An 18543-nucleotide genomic window follows, 5' to 3' on the forward strand; every position below is an offset into this window, starting at 1 on the left:
TAGAGCGCGTCTACCCCGTCAACACAAGGTAGACACGAGTACAATCACGCACTTAAGAAAGGATAGTCGGTGTAGCCATGCTCGGTACCGCCGTAAAACGTTTTGGAATCAGCCTCATTCAGGGGAGCATTTTTTGCAAACCGCTCAACCAGATCCGGGTTGGCAATAAACGGAACACCATAAGCGACTGCATCTGCATGGCCACTGGCAATCGCCGCATTCCCGCGCGCCTTGTCATAACTCAGGTTTGCGATATAACTACCCTTAAATAATTTACGCATCGCCGCAAAATCAAATGGCTCAGCTTTGCCACCGCCATGAATGCCCCCTTCCACCACATGCAGATAGGCCAGATTGAAGCGATTCAGGGCATCCGTGACATGATTAAATGTTTGCTGCGCCTGACTATCATGCATATCATTAAACGGGTTCACCGGTGACAATCGCACACCCACTTTTTCTGCGCCTATTGTATCCACCACCGCCTGCACCACCTCGAGCAGTAATCGCATACGGTTTTCTACCGGCCCGCCATATTGATCCTGGCGCTGATTGCTACCGTCGCGCAAAAACTGGTCTAGCAGATAACCATTGGCCGCATGCACTTCTACACCATCAAAACCCGCTGCAATGGCACATTTTGTGGCATGAATATAATCCTGCACGATGACAGCCAATTCGGACACCTCCAGTGCGCGCGGGGTCACGTAATCTTGTAAACCCTGGTAGGTAAATGCCTGGCCGGCAGGCTTAATTGCTGAAGGCGCCACTGGCAATGCCTGATTGGGTAACAGGCTGGGGTGTGAAATACGGCCTACATGCCACAACTGAATGACGATTTTTCCGTCCTTGGCATGCACAGCATCAGTCACTTTTTTCCAACCAGCCACCTGCGCATCAGTATAAATGCCTGGCAAAGCAGGATAGCCATGCGCCATCGGTGAGATCGGGGTCGCTTCGGTAATAATCAGCCCGGCAGTCGCCCGCTGCTCATAATAGGTGACATTCATTGCTTGTGGTACACCGCCCTCGCCTGCACGGTTACGTGTCAGTGGGGCCATTGCAATACGGTTTTTGATCTCAATGCTGCCCAGTTTGCCCGGGGAAAATAAATCCAATGTCATACTCGCTCCTCATTCCCTGCATACAATAAACATTGCGCGGACAAAACGTCCGCGCATGGATTTAAAATTATTTTGCTTTCACACCTTCAACCAACAAGGTTATTTCAATGTCGTCACCGACCGGCGCATTGGCGCCCGTCGCCCAGCCAAAACCATAATCAGAAGCTTTGATAGTCAAATGCCCCTCAAAACCTGCGCGCTGGCCACCCCATGGATCGGCGCCATAGCCCAACACTTTCACGGGAATATCCACCAGTTTGGTCACGCCATGCATGGTCAGCTTACCCTGCATCACTGCCTGCGTCTGGTTGCTGGCCGTGATCTTGGTGCTCTCAAACAAAATCTGGGTATATTTGCCCACATCCAGATACTTATCCGCCTTGATATGTTCATCACGTTTGCCAAACCCAGTATTCACACTGCTGACATTGATCGCAGCACGTACGGTCGCCGTATTCAGATTGGTAGGATCCAGGGTAATGACGCCACTGACATCATTAAAAGTCCCTGAAGTTTTGGAAACAACATGACGGATACTGAAATTGGCAAAACTGTGGGTGCCATCGATATTGTAGGTATCGGTCACCGCCCAGGCCTGAGTAGCAATCATCAAGCCGAGCGTCAAAATTAACTTTTTCACTGAGTTCTCCTTGTTAGATCGTGAATTAGGATAGGTTTTTAATGAGGCCGTAGTTAAGCGGCTTTCGCAAAACGTAACGCAACACTGGCCACACGTTCACCCAGGTGCTCTGCCGTGAGCAGGTCACTCTGAATCGGCGCCAAGTCCGGGCCCTGGTCAGCATTCGCCTGCGCCATGGCACCTAAAAAGCTGCCCAAACGGTTTAAGTCGTTGACCGAACCATTACTGTTATTGTTCCCCGGCAGCAAATCCTGGCCTACCCAAATCATGCCATGCTGTGCGGCAAACACAGCCAACTGGATCAAGGTACTAAGCTTGTCACCACTCTGGCTGGCAGAAGTGGTAAAGCCAGCCGCAATCTTGTCTTTCCAGTCACGGGTATACCAGGCCTTGGAGCTGGCATCCATAAAGGTTTTAAACTGGCCTGAAGCCGAACCCATATAGGTTGGGCTGCCAAAGATAATGGCGTCGCTGGCCTTGAGCAGATCCCACTGCTGCTGCGCCTCATCCACAGTTAACAGATTGACGGTCACACCCGCAACCTTTTGCGCGCCACGGGCCACGGCTTTGGCTTGCTCAGCGGTATGACCATACCCACTGTGATAAACAATTGAAACTTGAGTCATGTCATTGCTCCTTTAAAAAATGTAAAAACGATTATTCGACCATTTCAGGCAGATCAAACCATAATATTTCGCTGTCTTGCACAGCAAGTATCGAGAGAGAAACCGTGGCATCTACCTTGAGAGCATCCCCGCTCTGCAACTGTTGGCCATCGATCACCACCGTGCCGGATGCAATATGGAGGTAAGCACAACGTCCCGCATTAACCTCAACCGGCAAAGCAGCCTCTGCTGTCAGTACCGTGGCATACAATGACAGATCCTGATGTACTTTTAATGACCCGGCGCGGGCATCAGACGAAGCAATCAAGGCCCAGCGGTTTTGCTTGTCAGCCAGCGGGATGGTTTTATCTTCATACGCCGGTGCCAAGCCTTGCGTATCAGGGGTGATCCAGATTTGTAGCAAATGGGCCGTGGTCTGCGAGGAGGCGTTCATCTCACTATGACGGATACCCGTTCCCGCACTCATGCGCTGCACATCCCCCGCGCGAATCACTGCGCTGTGTCCCATGCTGTCTGTATGGCGCAACTCCCCCGCCAACATGTAGGTAATAATTTCCATGTCCTGGTGGCCATGCATACCAAACCCCGTGCCAGGGGCGATTTTGTCGTCATTGATCACCCGCAACACCGAGTAGCTCATATGCTCAGGATCGTAATAACTGGCGAAAGAAAAACTGTGAAAGCTTTGTAACCAGCCATGATTAGCATAACCACGACTATTTGAAGGGCGAACATGCAACATTTATTCACTCCATTTGAAAGTTTAAATGTATGATAAAAAAACACTTAATCTTTAGATAGCAAAACATTTTGCATCACTTGTTCAGATTTTTTGATGAAGCTGTTAGCACTTAAACTGCGATGAACCACCCCGCCCTTTTTCAACCTTATCCCTTCAGCTATGGCCATTAAACTGAGTCTGGAAGCCCTTGAAGTCATTGATGCGATTGACCGCAAAGGCAGTTTTGCCGCCGCGGCAGAGTCGCTATACCGCGTCCCCTCGGCACTCACCTACACCATCCGCAGACTGGAAGAAGATTTGGGGCTGGAGCTTTTTGACCGCAGTGGCCACCGCGCCACGCTGACCGAAGCCGGTGCCGAACTGCTCAAAGAAGGCCGTTATTTGCTAGATGCCGCCCATGCGCTGGAGCGCCGCGTACAACGCGTTGCGACCGGTATTGAAACTGATATTGCCATTGCGATTAGCGATTTGTTCGACTTTGACCCGGTACTCAATCTGCTACAAGCCTTTTACCAGCAGGGCTTTGGCACCCGTGTGAAGCTGGTCCGTGAGGTCTATGGCGGGAGTTGGGATGCATTACAGTCGGGGCGAGCTGATATCTCTATCGGCGCTCCAGGAGATGCGCCGCCTGGCGGCGGCTTCTCTACACATTTGCTCGGACAACTGGAATTTGTGTTTTCTGTGGCCCCGCATCATCCGCTTGCCGCATTACCAGAGCCGCTCAGCGCCAGTGATATTGTGCAGTATCGCGTTGTAGCGGCCGCAGACAGTTCACGCAACCTGCCCCCAAGGACCTCAGGCATTCTTTCTGGCCAGGATGTACTCACCGTGCCTGACATGCAGACAAAATTAAAGGCGCAAATGGCAGGAATTGCCATCGGCTATCTACCCAAATTTATGGCACAAGCGGCCGCTGCGCAGGGCAAGCTCGTACTAAAACAGGTGTCAGAACCGAAACCGGTGGGGCCTACCTTTATTGCCTGGCGCCAAAAACGGCCCAGCGAAATGGGCAAAGCCATGCAATGGCTGCTCAAAGCCTGTTGCGAGATTCCACTGGAGCAATTGCTGAGCAAATGATTTATCATCCTTGCTGTCGCATTGATTGGATCCAATATGTCGCAAGAACAACTACCTGAAGAATTTGCACCCCTCAACCGCATCGCCATCAAAGCCATGCTTTGGCTCAATGGGTTCGCGCATATTATTATCGGCCTTGCTCTGGCAACCTCTGTGCTGATGTTTACCTGGCTATTTTTCCTCGACGTGAAGGAAGCCGCTTACGCACACAATCTGGTTCATGGCTTTTTGCGTGCCTTGGGCACCTTGATGTTGCTGTGGTCAATCTCTGCCCTCATCTCGGCAGAAATTCGCTACCTGCGCGGCCACAAATTACTGGTAGAAACCTTTGTCGAGGTGGTGCTGGTCATGTTTTTGCGCAAACTGATTGTGCTACCTGTACAAGATGCCACACCGACTTATGAAGAAATCGCCATCTGGCTGGCCGGCGCATTTGTCATGGGCCTGGTGTACATACTGATCCGTCTCGCCGATAAAAATAGTAGTAAATAACCATGCAAGACGAAGCATTTATGCGTATAGCCATCGCGCTGGCAAATGAGGCAGCAAGCCTGGACGAGGTCCCAGTCGGCGCGATTGTGGTCAAAGAGGGGCAAATTATCGGCAAAGGCCGCAACGCCCCCATCAGCCTCAATGACCCCACCGCCCATGCGGAAATCCAGGCCATGCGTGAAGCCGCACAGCACTTAGGTAACTACAGACTGGTTGGCTGCACTTTATACGTCACCCTTGAGCCGTGTGCCATGTGTAGCGGCGCCATACAACATGCCAGAATTGCGCGTCTGGTTTACGGTGCCAGCGACCCCAAAACGGGTTGTTGCGGCAGTGTAGTGAATTTGATGGCGGAGCAGAAACTTAATCATCACTGTGAGGTGAGTCATGGCGTCTTGGCTGATGAGTGTGGCGCGTTATTAAGTGATTTCTTCAGGCAACGTCGCTTAGCCAAATCAAATGGATAACGACCAGATCACAAGCGCATATCACAACCATATAAAACAACAAACCCGCCAAAGGCGGGTTTTTTTTACAACGGATACAGCTTAAAATTAAATAGCTTTGCGACGGCGAACGATGCCACCAATCAGACCCAAGCCTGCCATCATCATGGCAAATGTTTCAGCTTCTGGTACAACGGTTGCAGATGTAGCCAACACGTTCAAACGGTAGTTCAAACCATTACCAGAACTGTTAGTGATGCTATTACCCCAGTAGCCACTTGAAGCCATACCACCACCGTTTTGAGCGGTGTTACCACGGATACGAATCCAGAAATATGCATCAGGCGCATTAGTGTCGCCATTATTGCTTACAGCATTTGCCAGAAACTGATCCACTGAGAAACCTGTGTAGCCAGCAACACCACCGTTCAGATAATCAATCGTTGAGAATTGACCATTGGTAAAAGTGCTGGTTGCAAAATTGATTTCTTGTCCCCAAGCAGCATCACCCGTCGCACCACCCCAACCTTTTTGAGGGGTACCACAGCTGGCGCCATAACTGACGCAACCGTTTTCTTCCCACTCAATATCGTTTGTGCCTAAACCAGCCACATTACGGTAGTTATCATTCCCTAAATTTTCTGTACCTGCAAAGTTCATCTCGTAAGATGAAATCCAAACTGCACCGGTATTACCAGAAGCAAACTGGCTCAGATTATTCAAGCTTACAGTAACACGAACACCACTGGCACCATCACCTAAGTTCAAGTCAGCCAAATCAGTCATCGTAATAGACCCTACACTGCTTGAAGTTGTGCCGTAGTTATTTGTAGCAATAAAGTTCAAATCAAAGGTTGCAGTTTTAGCAGAGGCTTGAGTTGACAGAGCCAATAATGCAGCCAGTACAGAAGTTTTAATTACATTTTTCATAGAGATTCCCCTCAAAAAGTGGGCGGAGTTACCGCCCTTATTTAAAAAATATTTTTCAAGTTAAAGCGAGTATGCTTTTTTAGTTATTAAGCTTGTTTCTTTTGACGACGCGCTGCAGCAATCACGCCTAAACCTAACATCATCAAAGCAAAATTTTCTGGTTCAGGCACTGGCGTGACGGTAGTTGGCACAAACCCTCCAATAAAACCACCTGCAGGGTCTTGACCCTCTTCACCAGCCTGATAAAAGCCAATTGCCTTAGCACCAAGGGTGTATGCAGTTGCATCAGTCTTTACTAGGAAAAGGCCGGACCATGGATTCTCTTCTGTCAAGCTGAAGTCACCCATTTGACGAACGGTACCTTCAGAGAGTGCAAACACTGATCCACCTGCTGTAGAGTCTGTTTTAGCGGCTTGATACATTCTCAAATCATAATCAGAAGAGTATGTCCACGCTGCTGCTGTGTTATAGCCAGTAAAGCCGTAACGATAGAGATAGTTAGCTTCTTCACTGTTGTCTTCACGGTTCAAATAGCGGGTACCAAATACCAAGGTGTTATCTGCACTGTCACGATAAACAAAATCAAAAATGTCAGCTTGTGCAGACCCTGGTGCCAAATCGACCCCGCGAGTGACTTTCCAGTCCACCAAAGTCAATGTCCCAGTCGATAAAGTAGTGCCAGCGCTAAATGTACGGTAATTAATTAAGCTAGCGACAATATCGCCGGTACCACCATCAGCAAATGAGGTGGAAACATCATCGTAGCCAGTTAAGTAAGTTGCGGAAACTGTCTCTATATAGAGCTTATCGGCGTTTTGGTTATTTGAGCCCTGAACGAAGCCTCCTAAAGCAGCAGAAACATTAGTGCCATTACCATTGGTCAGTGTTTGAAAGTTGCCAGCTTCTGCAGACATCGCAGTCATTGCGAGCAACGTTGAGCAGATTAATAATTTAAGCTTCATGCTTGATCTCCTATCAATTTTTAAATCAACAAAATTAAACGTTATAAATTCATGGCTGTTTAGCTTTACAAAATGGCTAATTATTTTTTGCGTCTTGCCATAAGTCCTGCCAAACCAAGACCGCAAAGCAGCATACCCAGCTCCGATGGTTCTGGAACCGGTGTTACTGAAATCACACTGAGCACACCTGAGGTAGCGTCATAATTCCAACTAAGGCCATTCTGCAAAGGATTAAGCGCAACAATTTGAGCAAAAGCACCACTTGAACTTGTGAAGTCAAATAAATCGAACGAATCACCGGCATTACCTGAATAGCCATTGATAAAGGAAAGCTTGAGAATGCCTCCAAATGTCAAGTTGCCATTAACAGTCAAGTGATCATAATCAGTGCCCTGTATTAATCCGCCGATTTCAACAAGCGTTTCATTAGCGGTACCAAAGACAACATCACCATCAATAGTTACTGCACCTGGGCTATTCCCTGCTGAGTACCCGCCATTGAATTCAAAAACTCCACCACCACCCAACTGAGCGCCAACACGCTGATTGAATTCTCCATTGAACGTTACTTTTGTTTGGGGTGTGGTTGTGATAACAGCACTCGAGTTTGCAACTACGGCACCGTTGAACTGAGTGTTTCCGTAACTTACGTTCAGTCCACCACTGATATTCATATCATTCGCGTAAGTTCCACCATAAGTATTAATTTTTTCACCCGAGAGGATGCCTGCTTCTAGTTTAGTTGGTGCATATCCTGACAACTTGACTGATAGGACAGATTGACCCTCTTCACCACCCTGGCGAATTTCGATAGCGTTGTTAATGACTTTAAAAGCAGTGGCGTTGGTTCGAATTAAATATAAGCCTGATAATGGATTACCCTCAGAGGCATTAATATCAGATCTAAAATCAACAACATTTGGATCATAAACGTCGGCGCCTTGGCCTAGCCCCTTATTGGATGAGGCAACGCTGTAAAGTCTTAAATCTGAATCTGATAGACGTGTCCAACCAGCCTGTACGCTAAATCCGCTGTAGCCATAACGAAAAATGTCGTTCGCTTCTGCAACATTTCTCAAACCATCTGGACGAGTTCCGAAAAACAATCTTGAACCAATCACAACAGAATTTGTGGTGGAGTCAATAAATACATAATCCGAAAACTTTCCTGAATAATAGGTAGCACCACTACCACTCAAAAAGTTTGTATCTACCTGATTAATTAAAGACAAGGATGATGGGAAATTATAGGTACCATCCGCCTTCAAAGTCCCGGTCGGGATGTATAAGGGATCGTTTGTTGAGTTGGCAACACCGCCACATCTAATCAACACAGAGTTGGCCCTTCCACAGCCAGGTGTATTTCTTGCAGTCGGCAAATCAACGAAAGCAGCACTTGCTTCCGATGCCACCAAAAATGACCCGAACACTGCGGCCAGCAGACTGGTTATATTTACCGTTTTCATAATTCTCCTCACATACCTTTGTACTAATCAGTTATAAATAGAGACTTTGCAAAAGCCATGCCAAATAGATAAAAAATACAAATAATCAATAAAATCATATATTTAATAGAGTCAAAAATAATATCGAGCTAAAAGCCTATTTTTTAGGTTGTTTTAAACCAACTTCCGAGAGCCAATTGGTTGATAAAAACAACCACCTAATCAAGCTTTGTTTTTCTTGACTTCCAGTCCAAGTCATAACTCAATCCAAACCATATGGCTCGCGGCGCACCAGGACCAATAAACGTGGTGTTCTTCCATTGATCAGAGTTGTAGTTAAATCCTGCAGAATCAGTTGCAGCCCCACCACTGGCTGGGGTAAATGGGGTTCGACCAAGATTTCCCGCTGTGGCATATTCACGGTCAAATAAGTTATCGAGTCGCGCAAATGCGGAAAATCCGTTATCAAACTTGTAATTGGCGCGAATATTAAAAACGGCGTAACCGGGAATGGTTCCTTTGCCGATATAGTCATAAGGATCACGGTTTGTGCCAGACACTACAGTGTTTGTTGCTGCACGTGGCTGGTGTTCGTTATTCTCATTTCCCCGGACATAAGATGATGAGTGCAACACCATATTCAATGTCATATCAAACTTTTTAGTAGGCGTATAATTCCAACTCGCTTGGATAATATGGTTAGGCATTCCGGGCAACTCATCACCAGGCTTCACATATACATAATTCTGGGAATCAACAACAACGTTAGAACTGTTATTGGGGTTAATTATTGATGCGGGCGACTCAAAGGTCGCTTTCATCCAGGTGTAGTTAAAGCTGAAGCGGTGTGCGTTCCAAGTACTCGAAAAACTTGCTTCAACTCCTTGCCTAAGGGTTGCCCCAAAATTATCAAATACCCCTCGATTCTTACGACCTAAGGGTACAAATAGAATATCGTTTGAGAGCTCTGTTCTAAAAAGACTCAGATTCCAGTTGAGAGGTTGATTGCCTAAAAAGCTCTGCAATACCCCTCTGGTTCCTGCCTCGTAAGATGTAGATCGTACCTGCTTGAGATAAGGGTCAGCCGTAAGTGATGTTGGGATCGCGCAACCAAATTGGAAATTTAGGTCGTTAACGATTTGCGTTCTGTCAATAGCACAACCAAGCTCAATGACCGAAGGGGTACGTGCACCCCTACTTACGTTGCCATAAGCTACCAAATTTGGCTTAACTTCCCATGCAAAGCCTGCAGAGGGATTGAAGCTTCGGTACAAATAATTTCCTTTTGTACAAATGAAACGCGCTTCAGAGTCACTGTCATTCTCTGCACACCTGTCATTGTCAGAATCAAAATAACTAGTTGGATTATCAAACTGATATAACGCCTTACCACGCTCTGACTCAAGATAATTCTTAACTCGAGTATGATTGAACCTTGCTCCAAGTGTGAAATGAACAGTTTCGACAGGTGACCAAGTATCACTCAAAAAAATACTTTTTGTAGTGCTACTACCGGTTAGACGATTTCTGACTATCGGAAATTCTGCGGCAATCAAGCCATAGTCTGTGTAATAACTTGAGTTTTCAATCAACCGACGGTCAGGGCCAATATCGGCAAACATTTCACTTTGCTTAAAATTAATATCATTCGTGTCATAAGTGACACCAGCAGTGAATTGATTTTTATCGGTGACGTGATTTAACTGAAATGCAAGCCCTTTTGAGCCCTGATCCAAGTTCGAATTACTTAATACACCATTAGGCAATAAACCTGCACAACCAGAACCTGGACTATCAGAGTTAGTGCCGCCATCAGGATAGCTCCCATCAGCACACAATGGCGTTGAAATGCCGATACGATTAGACATCGCCGGGAAGCCATCGTAAAAGTCTGAACCAATAGCCCCCTGCTTAACACTGCGACGATACGTCAACCCAGAAAGTGTTAGATTATCATTTAGATCAAATCTACCCGTAAGATTGTAGTGCTCAAGCCCATTCTTGTTCTGATCAGGAGATGTAAAAACTGCTCGCCTATCTTGCTCATACATTTCATAAGGCACTACACCATTACCCGTTAAAGCGGTGTCAACATTCAAAGCCGTCAAACTAACCTCACCATAGTCACTTCGTAAATTAGCGCTGGTGAATAATTGACGTACATTGGAAGGAGAGTTATCTCTCCAGCCATCCTCTTTGAAATGGTTATAGGCTACAAATAATCCTAACTTGCCATTATTGAAGCCATTTGAGAACTGAGCCTGCTCCCTTCCCCAAGATCCTCCCATTATTTCTGCATGCAACTGGTTATGCGTAAAACCATTTTTCGTGGTAATTGCTAAAGCACCGCCAAGTGTATTCAATCCGAATAAAGGATTAGAGCCAGGGATTAAGTCAAGACTGGCTATAGCATTCATGGGAATGAAATCCCAATTTACAACCTCTCCAAAAGCCTCATTAACCCTTACACCATCTAAATACACAGAGATACCCTGCGGCGTACCGATTTGAGGTGAAGCTGTAAAGCCACGAAAATTTAGATCTTGTTGAAAAGGATTACCGGTGTAGTCATTAATAGTCACAGATTGCATTGTGCTATTCATTAAGTCAGTAATATTGACTGATTTAGAATCCGCAATTTCTTTACCACTGATACTTTGAACATTAGTGGTCATTTGCTCCCGGTCTATGACTAATCCGGGCAAAGGTGTAATGACAGTTCTTCGCTTAGCCTTGACCTCTACCTCATCTAATTCAATGCCCTTTGTTGACTCAATAGCTTTGACTTCTTTACTAGAGACAACAGCATCATTGGTATCTGCCGCGATTGAAAAACAAGAATAAACCGCTAAAAGCAATACTGATTTTATTTTTTTATTAAGCACTTCACCCCTCCATGTGGAGGAGATACTGCAAAAACCGAACCACTTAATTAAGTGTATTTTTTATTAATAAAATCAATAATTTAAAAATATCTCACATTAAAAGCAGTAATGCATATGGCTGAAATAAACCACGCTGGCTAAAAACAACCAATCACAAACTCTTTTTTCGCATTAACTAAATTGATGCAAATAAAAAACCCGCCAACTTCTTGGCGGGTTTTTTGAGATGGAAAAACTCAGAACTTAGTCGCGGTTGCCTAATACTGCCAGCAAGATATTCAACAGGTTCACAAACAGGTTGTAGATATCCAGATACAGATTCAAGGTCGCCATCACATAGTTGGTCTGACCGCCGCGCACGATCTGGTTCACGTCGTACAAAATGTAGCCGGAGAAAATCAGCACTGAGACGCCAGAGATTGCCAATGACAAGGCTGGAATCTGGAAGTACATATTCGCCAAACCAGCGACAATGGCCAGTATCAGACCTATCATCAGGAACTTGCCGATACCGCTGAAGTCACGGGCTGGGGATGAGCCGATACCTGCCAAACTCAGGAAGGTAATCCCAGTACCCGCAGCTGCCAAGCCGACAATTTCAGCGCCGTTGCGCAGATGCAGGGCAAATTGCAGGATAGGGCCAAGCATCACGCCAAAGACAAACGTCAGTGCCAACAGCAACCACACGCCTACACCGCTGTTCTGGTTAACCGCAATCAGTTTAAACATACCAAACATGACAGCCATAAAACCGATAAAGAACATGAACGGGTGTGCTGCCATCCAGCCAAAATTCATCTGCAGGCCAACATATGCACCGATCACGGTTGGCACCATGCTCAAACCCAGCAAGGCGTATGTATTGCGCAGTACGCGATTTTGCGTTTCGGATAATTGACCGTCACGACCTAAAACTTGCATATCTGACATAGTGTATTTCCTCTTTTCAATTAAAACTAAAAACAGCTTCTGTAGTTAAGATAATGGCAAACACCTAAAGTTTCAAGGCTTTGCGTGACATTTGTGTGAACAATCGTTCAGTTTACAGCTTCCACAGCCCGTAAATGACTACCGCAATCAGCACGATGCGCGTGATTTGATAAACGGTTTTATTCCACTTTTTAAAACGGCGGCGGTATTGACCGATCACCCAGGCATAATGAAACAGGCGGTTAATGACGCCGGTCTGGTCCCCGGCTTCATTTGGCGAACTGGCTGCAGTGACGATGGTATTGGCCAGAAAGCGGTTGACTGCCTGCGCCCAGCGATAGCGCATGGGGCGTTCAATGTCGCAAAACAGAATCACACGCGTTTCATTGGTCTTGTTATAGGCTTCATGGATATAGGTTTCATCAAACATGACGGCCTGCCCATCACGCCAGCTGTAATCCTCGCCATCGACGCGGATAAAACACTGATCGTCATTAGGGGTGGCAAGCCCTAGGTGAAAGCGTAAAGAGCCCGCATAGGGATCACGATGTGGGCGCAGATGCGCGCCAGGCGGCAGCTCGGCAAACATGGCGGCTTTGACGCTGGGGATGCTTTGCAGTAAGGCGACTGTTTTTGGGCAGTAAATGCTGGCAGAGGGATGATGTGCGTCATACCACTTGAGATAAAAACGTTTCCAGCCGGTTTTAAAAAACGAGTTAAACCCGGCATCGTTATTGGTCTTGGCCGCAGCAATGCGCTCCTGTTCGCGTACATACAACGCTTCTTCACGGATCTCCTGCCAGCGGTCAGTGATCGCTTTCAGTTCCGGGAAGTCATGCACCGGCAAATACGGCGTGGTCGGCGCTTTGGAGAACAGGTATAAAAATACATTGAATGGCGAAACAATGCCGGAATGGTCAAATATCTGGCGATAAAAGCGGTGCCTGACCTTGCCCCTGAAGTGCACATAACTGACCGAAGCCAAGAAAATGCCAAGAATGATCCATTTCATAATTGATACCGATGTTTACGCCGTGATTAGATTGTCATCAATAATTGTCTAGCTTACCGCAACCATCCGGCTTCAAGCAAACAAATCCGCCTCTTTTTGACCGACCATGGCCACACGCTTGACCGCTTCTACATAGGCCGCAGACTCACGTAACGCCACCATGTCCTGCGGATGATGACCGCCATGCATACGTGCCAGGCGTGCAATACTTTGTGCAGAAATCTTCCACTCTAGCTTGCTTAACAACTCATCGGCCAAGTCCGGGCGGTTGCATAACAACACCATATCGCACCCGGCGTTCAAGGCAGCCATGGTTCGTGCAGTGACGTCGCCTGCCACGGTGGCGCCCTCCATACTCAAGTCATCACTGAAAATCACACCATTAAAACCCAAGCGCTCACGCAGCACTTTTTGCAGCCAGCGGGACGAGAACCCGGCCGGTTTATCATCGACCTTGGGATAAATCACATGTGCGGGCATCACCGCATGCAAGCCCTCGTCTATCATGCGTACAAACGGCTGCATGTCGTTTTGTGCAATCTGGTCAAACTCGCGGTCATCCACCGGAATGCTCACATGCGAATCTGCCACCACAAAACCATGCCCGGGGAAATGTTTGCCCACCGCAGCCATGCCAGCCTTTTTAAGGCCTTGCATCAGGCTAAACGCCAACTCATTAATCGCCTGCGGATCACGGTGAAACGCGCGATCCCCAATCACCAGGCTGTCGCCATAGTCCATATCCAGCACTGGCGTAAAGCTGAAATCCACGCCATGCGCCCGTAACTCTGCGCCCAGCACATACCCGGCCTCAACCGCCAGCTCTTTCGCTTTGCGTGGGTGTTTGTCCCAAATATGGCCAAACTCGCGCATGGGCGGGATTTTGGTAAAGCCTTCTCGGAAGCGCTGCACCCGGCCGCCTTCATGATCCACGGCAATTAGCAGCGGCGGCTGGCGCACCGCATGTATACTGGCAGTGAGCGCCTTGAGCTGCGCGCAACTCTCAAAGTTACGCGCAAACAGTATCACCCCGCCGACTAGCGGATGTTGCAAGCGGCGGATATCGTCGGCGGTGAGTTCCTTGCCGACCACATCCAGCATGACGGGACCTAAAGACATAACAAATTCCTATTATTCAAAATTCAAGCGCATTTTAACCGATAAAGACTGGTTACTTCTTTGGCACGGGCAGCATATAACGGATCCGATTGATCGCTGGCCTTGGCATGTGTTGGCGCAATATCCAGCTTGTCGACCACCTGCATCCCTGCTTCATGGATCCATGTATTTAAGGCCTCAGGCTGGCGCAAGCCAATCTGCTCAGCCAAATTAGACATCACCAGCCACCCTTCGCCCTCAGGATTTAAATGCGCTTTCAAGCCACTTAAAAAGCCTTTCAGCATCTTGCTTTCGGGGTCATACACGGCATGCTCAATCGGCGCATTCGCTTTGGCAGGTAGCCAGGGAGGATTACAGACAATCAGGTCCGCACTGCCCGCTGGAAACAAGTCTGCCTGCATGACTTGAATATTGCTTTGCATATTCAACCGCTGGATGTTTTCGGTGGCACACGCCAATGCACGCGGCTGGTTGTCCGTTGCGACGACTTGCTTGACGCCCCGCGCCACTAAAATGGCGGCAATCACCCCCGTGCCGGTACCAATATCCCAGGCCACCTGCGGACTATTAAGCGGCGCCTGGTCAATGAGGTCGAGATACTCACCACGTACGGGCGAATACACCCCGTAATGCGCATGTATATTGGCATTCAGCGCATGAATCGGCACGCCTTTTTTACGCCACTCATGCGCGCCCACCATGCCTAGCAACTCACGCAATGAGAGCACAAGCCTTGCAGGCAGTTTGCCTGTGTTGTCATCCACAATCAAAGCCGCCTGCACAGCCGCTTTGACGTCTGGCGCACGCGGTAAATCGCAGGCACCATATTTAAGCTCGATTAATACTTTATTCGTAATATTGGCACGACCGATCTGGCGCGCGCGATGCTGGTGAAATGCTTCCAGCAGGCTAGCCGCTGGCTTCACTGGTTTCCGGTCTACACGCCGCGTAATCGCTTGCAGCAATTGCTTGGCGTTTTGAAAGTCACCGCGATATAGCAAGGCGGTGCCCTCACACGCCAGACGGTAGGCTTCATCCGCTTTGGTGGTGTCGTCTGCAATCACCACGGCTTTGGGCGCAGGGTTACCCGCTTCTGACTGCCAGTCAGCGGCTTGTGTTTTGTTTTTTTCGTACCAGTTAATCAGGGTCAATGGGGTTCCGATAATCAGAAGTTGTCAAAGGTAGCCAGTTTAAAGCTTAAACGGGCTAAAGTCGGTATGGGTATCGTAATAGTCTTCTTTTTCTGCCCGTTTGAGAAAAGCGACGATTTTATAGGTGACGGGCGTAAAAGCGACTTCTACCAGCACTTTGGCCGTAAATTGCGCCAGCACAATTTGCGGCATCATGGCATCTGGGAATTCGCCTGAGCCATAAAAGGCCAGCGGAAAAAATAACATGGTATCAACCGCCTCGCCAAAAATGGTCGAGCCTATGGTGCGGCTCCATAACCAGCGGCCACTGGTCAACACTTTCATTTTGGCCATGACAAAGGAATTCACAAACTCACCAGCCACAAAAGACACCAGCGAGGCCAGCGCAATGCGGGCAGTCGAACCAAACACAGATTGATAGGCCGCCTGATCATGCCAGTCCGGGGCGGGTGGCAAGGCCACAATCACCCAGGCCATCAGGCTGGCAAAAGCCAGGCAGATAAAACCGGTCCAAATGACGCGGCGCGAGGCGGCATAGCCATACACCTCAGTGAGGATATCGCCAAAAATAAAACTGATGGGGAAAAACATGATGCCCGCGCCGAATGTAAGCGCACCCAGCAACGGCGCATGGACTTCGGTGATTTTGCCGGGACCGATCAGGTTGGAACAAACCAGCACAACCGCAAATGCGGCCATAATGAGGTCGTAATAACGGTATTGTTTTTTCATGCTTGCACTCCCTGACGCACATCCAGCTTGTCCCGCAAGACATCCCCCCCCAAGTTAATTGCCAGGATCAGGCTCATCATGCACAGGCCTACGGTCAACACATAATGGGGGGCGACCAGCATAAAGCGCACCGCATCACGCAACATGGCACCCCAGGAGGCTTCCGGGGCCTGAATCCCCAGGCCAAGAAAGGACAGCGAAGCTTCGGCAATCATGACACTGGCCATGCTGTAGGCAGCCTCAACCATTAAAATCGACAGCAATAGCGGCAAGATGTGGCGCAACATGATACGCCATGCGCCAGCACCTAATGACTCAGCCGCCAGCACATGCAGGCGCTGGCGTAGTGCCAGAGCTTGCCCGCGCGATAGTCTGGCGTAGGTCACCCAGCCGGTCAGACACAAGGCCAGGATCAGGTTATTGAGACCCGCACCCAGCACGGCGGCAAACGCAATCGCCAGCAAGATCCCGGGAAACGCCAGAAAAATACTGGTGATTTGCATGAGTACGTCATCCAGCCTGCCGCCATGATACCCGGCCAGCAAGCCTATCGTCAGTCCTATCGCCATGGTCATGGTCGTCACGATCACCGTCACCATGAATGACACTTCTACGCCATGTAATACGCGCGCCAGAATGTCACGGCCCAGATCATCAGTCCCCAGCCAGTGTTGTGCACTTGGCCATTGTAAAATCGCATCCAGATCAATCTGGTTGGGGTTCATCTCGACCAGGCGACCAAGTAGTACCGCCAGCAGCCAAAACGCCAGGGTCAGCAGCGAAAAGGTCTTCATGCCTGACCTCGCGTGCGAGGATCCAGCCATCGATAGGCCAAATCTGTGCCCTGGTTAATCAGTACATAGCTCAAGGCAATCACCAGCACACAGGCTTGCGTCACCGGGTAGTCGCGTTTTTCTATGCTATCCACCAGCAGGCGGCCGACGCCATTCCAGCCAAAAATGGTTTCTGTGATCACCGCCCCGGCCAGCAAACTGCCCATTTGCAGACCAACAATGGTCACCAGCGGCAACAAGGCCGCCCGCAGGGCATGTTTAAGGATCACTTGTTGCTCACTTAAGCCTTTGGCGCGCGCCGTGCGGATATAGTCTTCATGCAAGACCTCGAGCAAGCTGGTGCGTGTCATGCGCGTGAGAATGGCACTTAAGCCCAAGCCCAGAGTCAGCGCGGGCAACACTACACTTGCCGCGCTTTCCATCCCGCTCACGGGCAACCAGCCCAGCCAGACGGCAAACACCAGCATGAGTAACGGTCCTAGCCAAAATGCCGGCATGGCCGCGACACGGATACTGAACAAGGTGATCATCATGTCTTGCCAATGTCCTGCCTTGAGTGCAGACCAAACGCCCAGCGGAACACCAATGCTGATGCCTATGCACAAGGCCGACACCGCCAATAGCATGGTCGCTGGATAGGTTTGCAGCAACAAGGTTGAAATATCGGTATGCGTGTGTATGGAGACACCAAAGTCACCGTGCAAGAGATGGGCGGTATATTGCAAAAACTGCTGCCGCATTGGCTGATTCAGGCCGAGTTCTGCTTTGAGTGCCTCGCGGTCGGCCACACTGGCAGACTCGCCCAGCATGACATCCACCGGATCGCCCGGCACCAGATGTAGTAGCAGGAATGTCAGGCAGAGCACCCCGAGTACCACAGGCAGCAATGTCAATAAACGCTTAATCATCCGCCTCGTGCAGATGGACTGGGGTACCCACAGGCACCAGATCAAATAACTCAATCAGGTCAGTATTACGCATGCGTACACAGCCGTGCGAACCGGGCTTGCCGAGCTCGGTGCTGTCAGGCGTGCCATGAATGTAAATATACCGCTGCATGGTGTCTACTTCTCCGAGGCGGTTTTTACCTGGCTCGGTACCACTGAGCCATAAAATGCGGGTCAGAATCCAGTCACGTTCAGGAAACGCCTGTTTCAAGGCTGGTGTAAAAATCTCTCCCGTGGGCCGGCGGCCAACGAATACGGTGTTTTCCGGCGCGCCCTCGCCAATTTTGGCGCGAACAATATGGGTACCTAGCGGTGTACAACCGCTGTTTTTGACACAGCCTACCCCATTCGCCGCCGTTGACACTGCGTACTGTTTGCGCGGCTGGCCCTGATCATCAAACAAGGTCAGCGTTTGCGCCGGAATTGAAATATCAATATGCATAGTTATTATTCTAAGCCATTTAATCGCAATTGCATGGCCGTTGACCG

Annotated in this window: 19 protein-coding genes; 3 read left to right on the top strand and 16 right to left on the bottom strand. The window is 48.8% G+C overall.

Annotated features, from left to right (window positions below; all coding sequences use genetic code 11):
• Nucleotides 1-44 precede the first annotated feature (44 nt).
• The 4 genes from AACH41_RS09505 to AACH41_RS09520 all read right to left on the bottom strand — a co-directional run bounded on the left by AACH41_RS09505 (nucleotide 45) and on the right by AACH41_RS09520 (nucleotide 3132).
• Entirely contained in the window at nucleotides 45-1124 is a 1080-nt protein-coding gene (locus AACH41_RS09505) for an alkene reductase (RefSeq protein ID WP_338654750.1), read from the bottom strand.
• 67 nt (nucleotides 1125-1191) lie between these two features.
• Nucleotides 1192-1764: a YceI family protein gene (locus AACH41_RS09510; protein ID WP_338654752.1), complete on the bottom strand. Its 573-nt coding sequence runs from the start codon at nucleotides 1762-1764 to the stop codon at nucleotides 1192-1194.
• Nucleotides 1765-1817: 53 nt separating this feature from the next.
• A complete protein-coding gene (locus AACH41_RS09515; protein ID WP_194748181.1) occupies nucleotides 1818-2390 on the bottom strand; it encodes a flavodoxin family protein in 573 nt (190 codons plus the stop codon).
• 31 nt (nucleotides 2391-2421) lie between these two features.
• The gene (locus AACH41_RS09520) at nucleotides 2422-3132 is read right to left on the bottom strand and encodes a pirin family protein (protein WP_338654754.1); all 711 of its coding nucleotides are present in this window, start codon (nucleotides 3130-3132) and stop codon (nucleotides 2422-2424) included.
• Between the two features lie 159 nt (nucleotides 3133-3291).
• On the opposite strand from AACH41_RS09520, the gene AACH41_RS09525 reads away from it, so the two are divergent.
• Genes AACH41_RS09525 through tadA form a run of 3 tightly spaced genes read left to right on the top strand, consistent with a single transcriptional unit; the run spans nucleotide 3292 to nucleotide 5168 of the window.
• Nucleotides 3292-4209 carry a LysR family transcriptional regulator gene (locus AACH41_RS09525; RefSeq protein WP_338654756.1) on the top strand — a complete coding sequence of 306 codons (918 nt, stop codon included), beginning with the start codon at nucleotides 3292-3294 and terminating at the stop codon, nucleotides 4207-4209.
• Nucleotides 4210-4245: 36 nt separating this feature from the next.
• A complete protein-coding gene (locus AACH41_RS09530; protein WP_338654758.1) occupies nucleotides 4246-4701 on the top strand; it encodes a phosphate-starvation-inducible PsiE family protein in 456 nt (151 codons plus the stop codon).
• Between the two features lie 2 nt (nucleotides 4702-4703).
• Nucleotides 4704-5168 (top strand): tRNA adenosine(34) deaminase TadA, encoded by a 465-nt coding sequence (gene tadA, locus AACH41_RS09535; RefSeq protein WP_194748185.1) that lies wholly within the window; start codon nucleotides 4704-4706, stop codon nucleotides 5166-5168.
• An 87-nt stretch (nucleotides 5169-5255) separates the two neighbouring features.
• On the opposite strand, the gene AACH41_RS09540 is transcribed toward tadA, so the two are convergent.
• The 12 genes from AACH41_RS09540 to AACH41_RS09595 all read right to left on the bottom strand — a co-directional run bounded on the left by AACH41_RS09540 (nucleotide 5256) and on the right by AACH41_RS09595 (nucleotide 18496).
• The gene (locus tag AACH41_RS09540; protein WP_338654760.1) at nucleotides 5256-6077 is read right to left on the bottom strand and encodes a PEP-CTERM sorting domain-containing protein; all 822 of its coding nucleotides are present in this window, start codon (nucleotides 6075-6077) and stop codon (nucleotides 5256-5258) included.
• A gap of 86 nt (nucleotides 6078-6163) precedes the next feature.
• A complete protein-coding gene (locus tag AACH41_RS09545) occupies nucleotides 6164-7039 on the bottom strand; it encodes a PEP-CTERM sorting domain-containing protein (protein ID WP_338654762.1) in 876 nt (291 codons plus the stop codon).
• 80 nt (nucleotides 7040-7119) lie between these two features.
• Nucleotides 7120-8505, bottom strand: a complete 1386-nt coding sequence (locus AACH41_RS09550) for a PEP-CTERM sorting domain-containing protein (RefSeq protein WP_338654764.1) — start codon at nucleotides 8503-8505, stop codon at nucleotides 7120-7122.
• A gap of 197 nt (nucleotides 8506-8702) precedes the next feature.
• A complete protein-coding gene (locus tag AACH41_RS09555; protein WP_338654766.1) occupies nucleotides 8703-11369 on the bottom strand; it encodes a TonB-dependent receptor in 2667 nt (888 codons plus the stop codon).
• A 243-nt stretch (nucleotides 11370-11612) separates the two neighbouring features.
• Entirely contained in the window at nucleotides 11613-12299 is a 687-nt protein-coding gene (locus AACH41_RS09560) for a Bax inhibitor-1/YccA family protein (protein WP_275355822.1), read from the bottom strand.
• Between the two features lie 112 nt (nucleotides 12300-12411).
• Nucleotides 12412-13311: a lipid A hydroxylase LpxO gene (gene lpxO, locus AACH41_RS09565; RefSeq protein ID WP_194748189.1), complete on the bottom strand. Its 900-nt coding sequence runs from the start codon at nucleotides 13309-13311 to the stop codon at nucleotides 12412-12414.
• A 72-nt stretch (nucleotides 13312-13383) separates the two neighbouring features.
• Complete coding sequence (gene nagZ, locus AACH41_RS09570) at nucleotides 13384-14430, bottom strand: beta-N-acetylhexosaminidase (protein ID WP_338654767.1); 1047 nt, start codon at nucleotides 14428-14430, stop codon at nucleotides 13384-13386.
• Nucleotides 14431-14453: 23 nt separating this feature from the next.
• A complete protein-coding gene (locus AACH41_RS09575) occupies nucleotides 14454-15581 on the bottom strand; it encodes a class I SAM-dependent methyltransferase (RefSeq protein ID WP_338654768.1) in 1128 nt (375 codons plus the stop codon).
• A gap of 39 nt (nucleotides 15582-15620) precedes the next feature.
• Nucleotides 15621-16313 (bottom strand): queuosine precursor transporter, encoded by a 693-nt coding sequence (locus tag AACH41_RS09580; protein WP_338654769.1) that lies wholly within the window; start codon nucleotides 16311-16313, stop codon nucleotides 15621-15623.
• A complete protein-coding gene (locus AACH41_RS09585; RefSeq protein ID WP_338654770.1) occupies nucleotides 16310-17107 on the bottom strand; it encodes an ABC transporter permease in 798 nt (265 codons plus the stop codon). Before AACH41_RS09585 ends, AACH41_RS09580 begins: the two co-directional genes overlap by 4 nt.
• On the bottom strand, nucleotides 17104-18015 hold the full coding sequence (nikB, locus tag AACH41_RS09590; RefSeq protein ID WP_194748194.1) for a nickel ABC transporter permease: 912 nt from the start codon (nucleotides 18013-18015) through the stop codon (nucleotides 17104-17106). The genes AACH41_RS09585 and nikB overlap by 4 nt, the downstream gene beginning before the upstream one ends.
• On the bottom strand, nucleotides 18008-18496 hold the full coding sequence (locus AACH41_RS09595; RefSeq protein WP_194748195.1) for a L,D-transpeptidase: 489 nt from the start codon (nucleotides 18494-18496) through the stop codon (nucleotides 18008-18010). The genes nikB and AACH41_RS09595 overlap by 8 nt, the downstream gene beginning before the upstream one ends.
• Nucleotides 18497-18543: the final 47 nt, after the last annotated feature.

The sequence above is a fragment of the Methylophilus sp. DW102 genome (assembly GCF_037076555.1).
Taxonomy (GTDB): Bacteria; Pseudomonadota; Gammaproteobacteria; order Burkholderiales; family Methylophilaceae; genus Methylophilus; species Methylophilus glucosoxydans.

Bases quoted from the DNA above. Each gene is read 5' to 3' on its own strand.
- AACH41_RS09505 (WP_338654750.1), bottom strand. From the start codon at position 1,124: ATGACATTGGATTTATTTTCCCCGGGCAAACTGGGCAGCATTGAGATC.
- AACH41_RS09515 (WP_194748181.1), bottom strand. From the start codon at position 2,390: ATGACTCAAGTTTCAATTGTTTATCACAGTGGGTATGGTCATACCGCT.
- AACH41_RS09520 (WP_338654754.1), bottom strand. From the start codon at position 3,132: ATGTTGCATGTTCGCCCTTCAAATAGTCGTGGTTATGCTAATCATGGC.
- AACH41_RS09525 (WP_338654756.1), top strand. From the start codon at position 3,292: ATGGCCATTAAACTGAGTCTGGAAGCCCTTGAAGTCATTGATGCGATT.
- AACH41_RS09530 (WP_338654758.1), top strand. From the start codon at position 4,246: ATGTCGCAAGAACAACTACCTGAAGAATTTGCACCCCTCAACCGCATC.
- tadA (WP_194748185.1), top strand. From the start codon at position 4,704: ATGCAAGACGAAGCATTTATGCGTATAGCCATCGCGCTGGCAAATGAG.
- AACH41_RS09540 (WP_338654760.1), bottom strand. From the start codon at position 6,077: ATGAAAAATGTAATTAAAACTTCTGTACTGGCTGCATTATTGGCTCTG.
- AACH41_RS09545 (WP_338654762.1), bottom strand. From the start codon at position 7,039: ATGAAGCTTAAATTATTAATCTGCTCAACGTTGCTCGCAATGACTGCG.
- AACH41_RS09550 (WP_338654764.1), bottom strand. From the start codon at position 8,505: ATGAAAACGGTAAATATAACCAGTCTGCTGGCCGCAGTGTTCGGGTCA.
- AACH41_RS09560 (WP_275355822.1), bottom strand. From the start codon at position 12,299: ATGTCAGATATGCAAGTTTTAGGTCGTGACGGTCAATTATCCGAAACG.
- lpxO (WP_194748189.1), bottom strand. From the start codon at position 13,311: ATGAAATGGATCATTCTTGGCATTTTCTTGGCTTCGGTCAGTTATGTG.
- nagZ (WP_338654767.1), bottom strand. From the start codon at position 14,430: ATGTCTTTAGGTCCCGTCATGCTGGATGTGGTCGGCAAGGAACTCACC.
- AACH41_RS09580 (WP_338654769.1), bottom strand. From the start codon at position 16,313: ATGAAAAAACAATACCGTTATTACGACCTCATTATGGCCGCATTTGCG.
- AACH41_RS09585 (WP_338654770.1), bottom strand. From the start codon at position 17,107: ATGAAGACCTTTTCGCTGCTGACCCTGGCGTTTTGGCTGCTGGCGGTA.
- nikB (WP_194748194.1), bottom strand. From the start codon at position 18,015: ATGATTAAGCGTTTATTGACATTGCTGCCTGTGGTACTCGGGGTGCTC.
- AACH41_RS09595 (WP_194748195.1), bottom strand. From the start codon at position 18,496: ATGCATATTGATATTTCAATTCCGGCGCAAACGCTGACCTTGTTTGAT.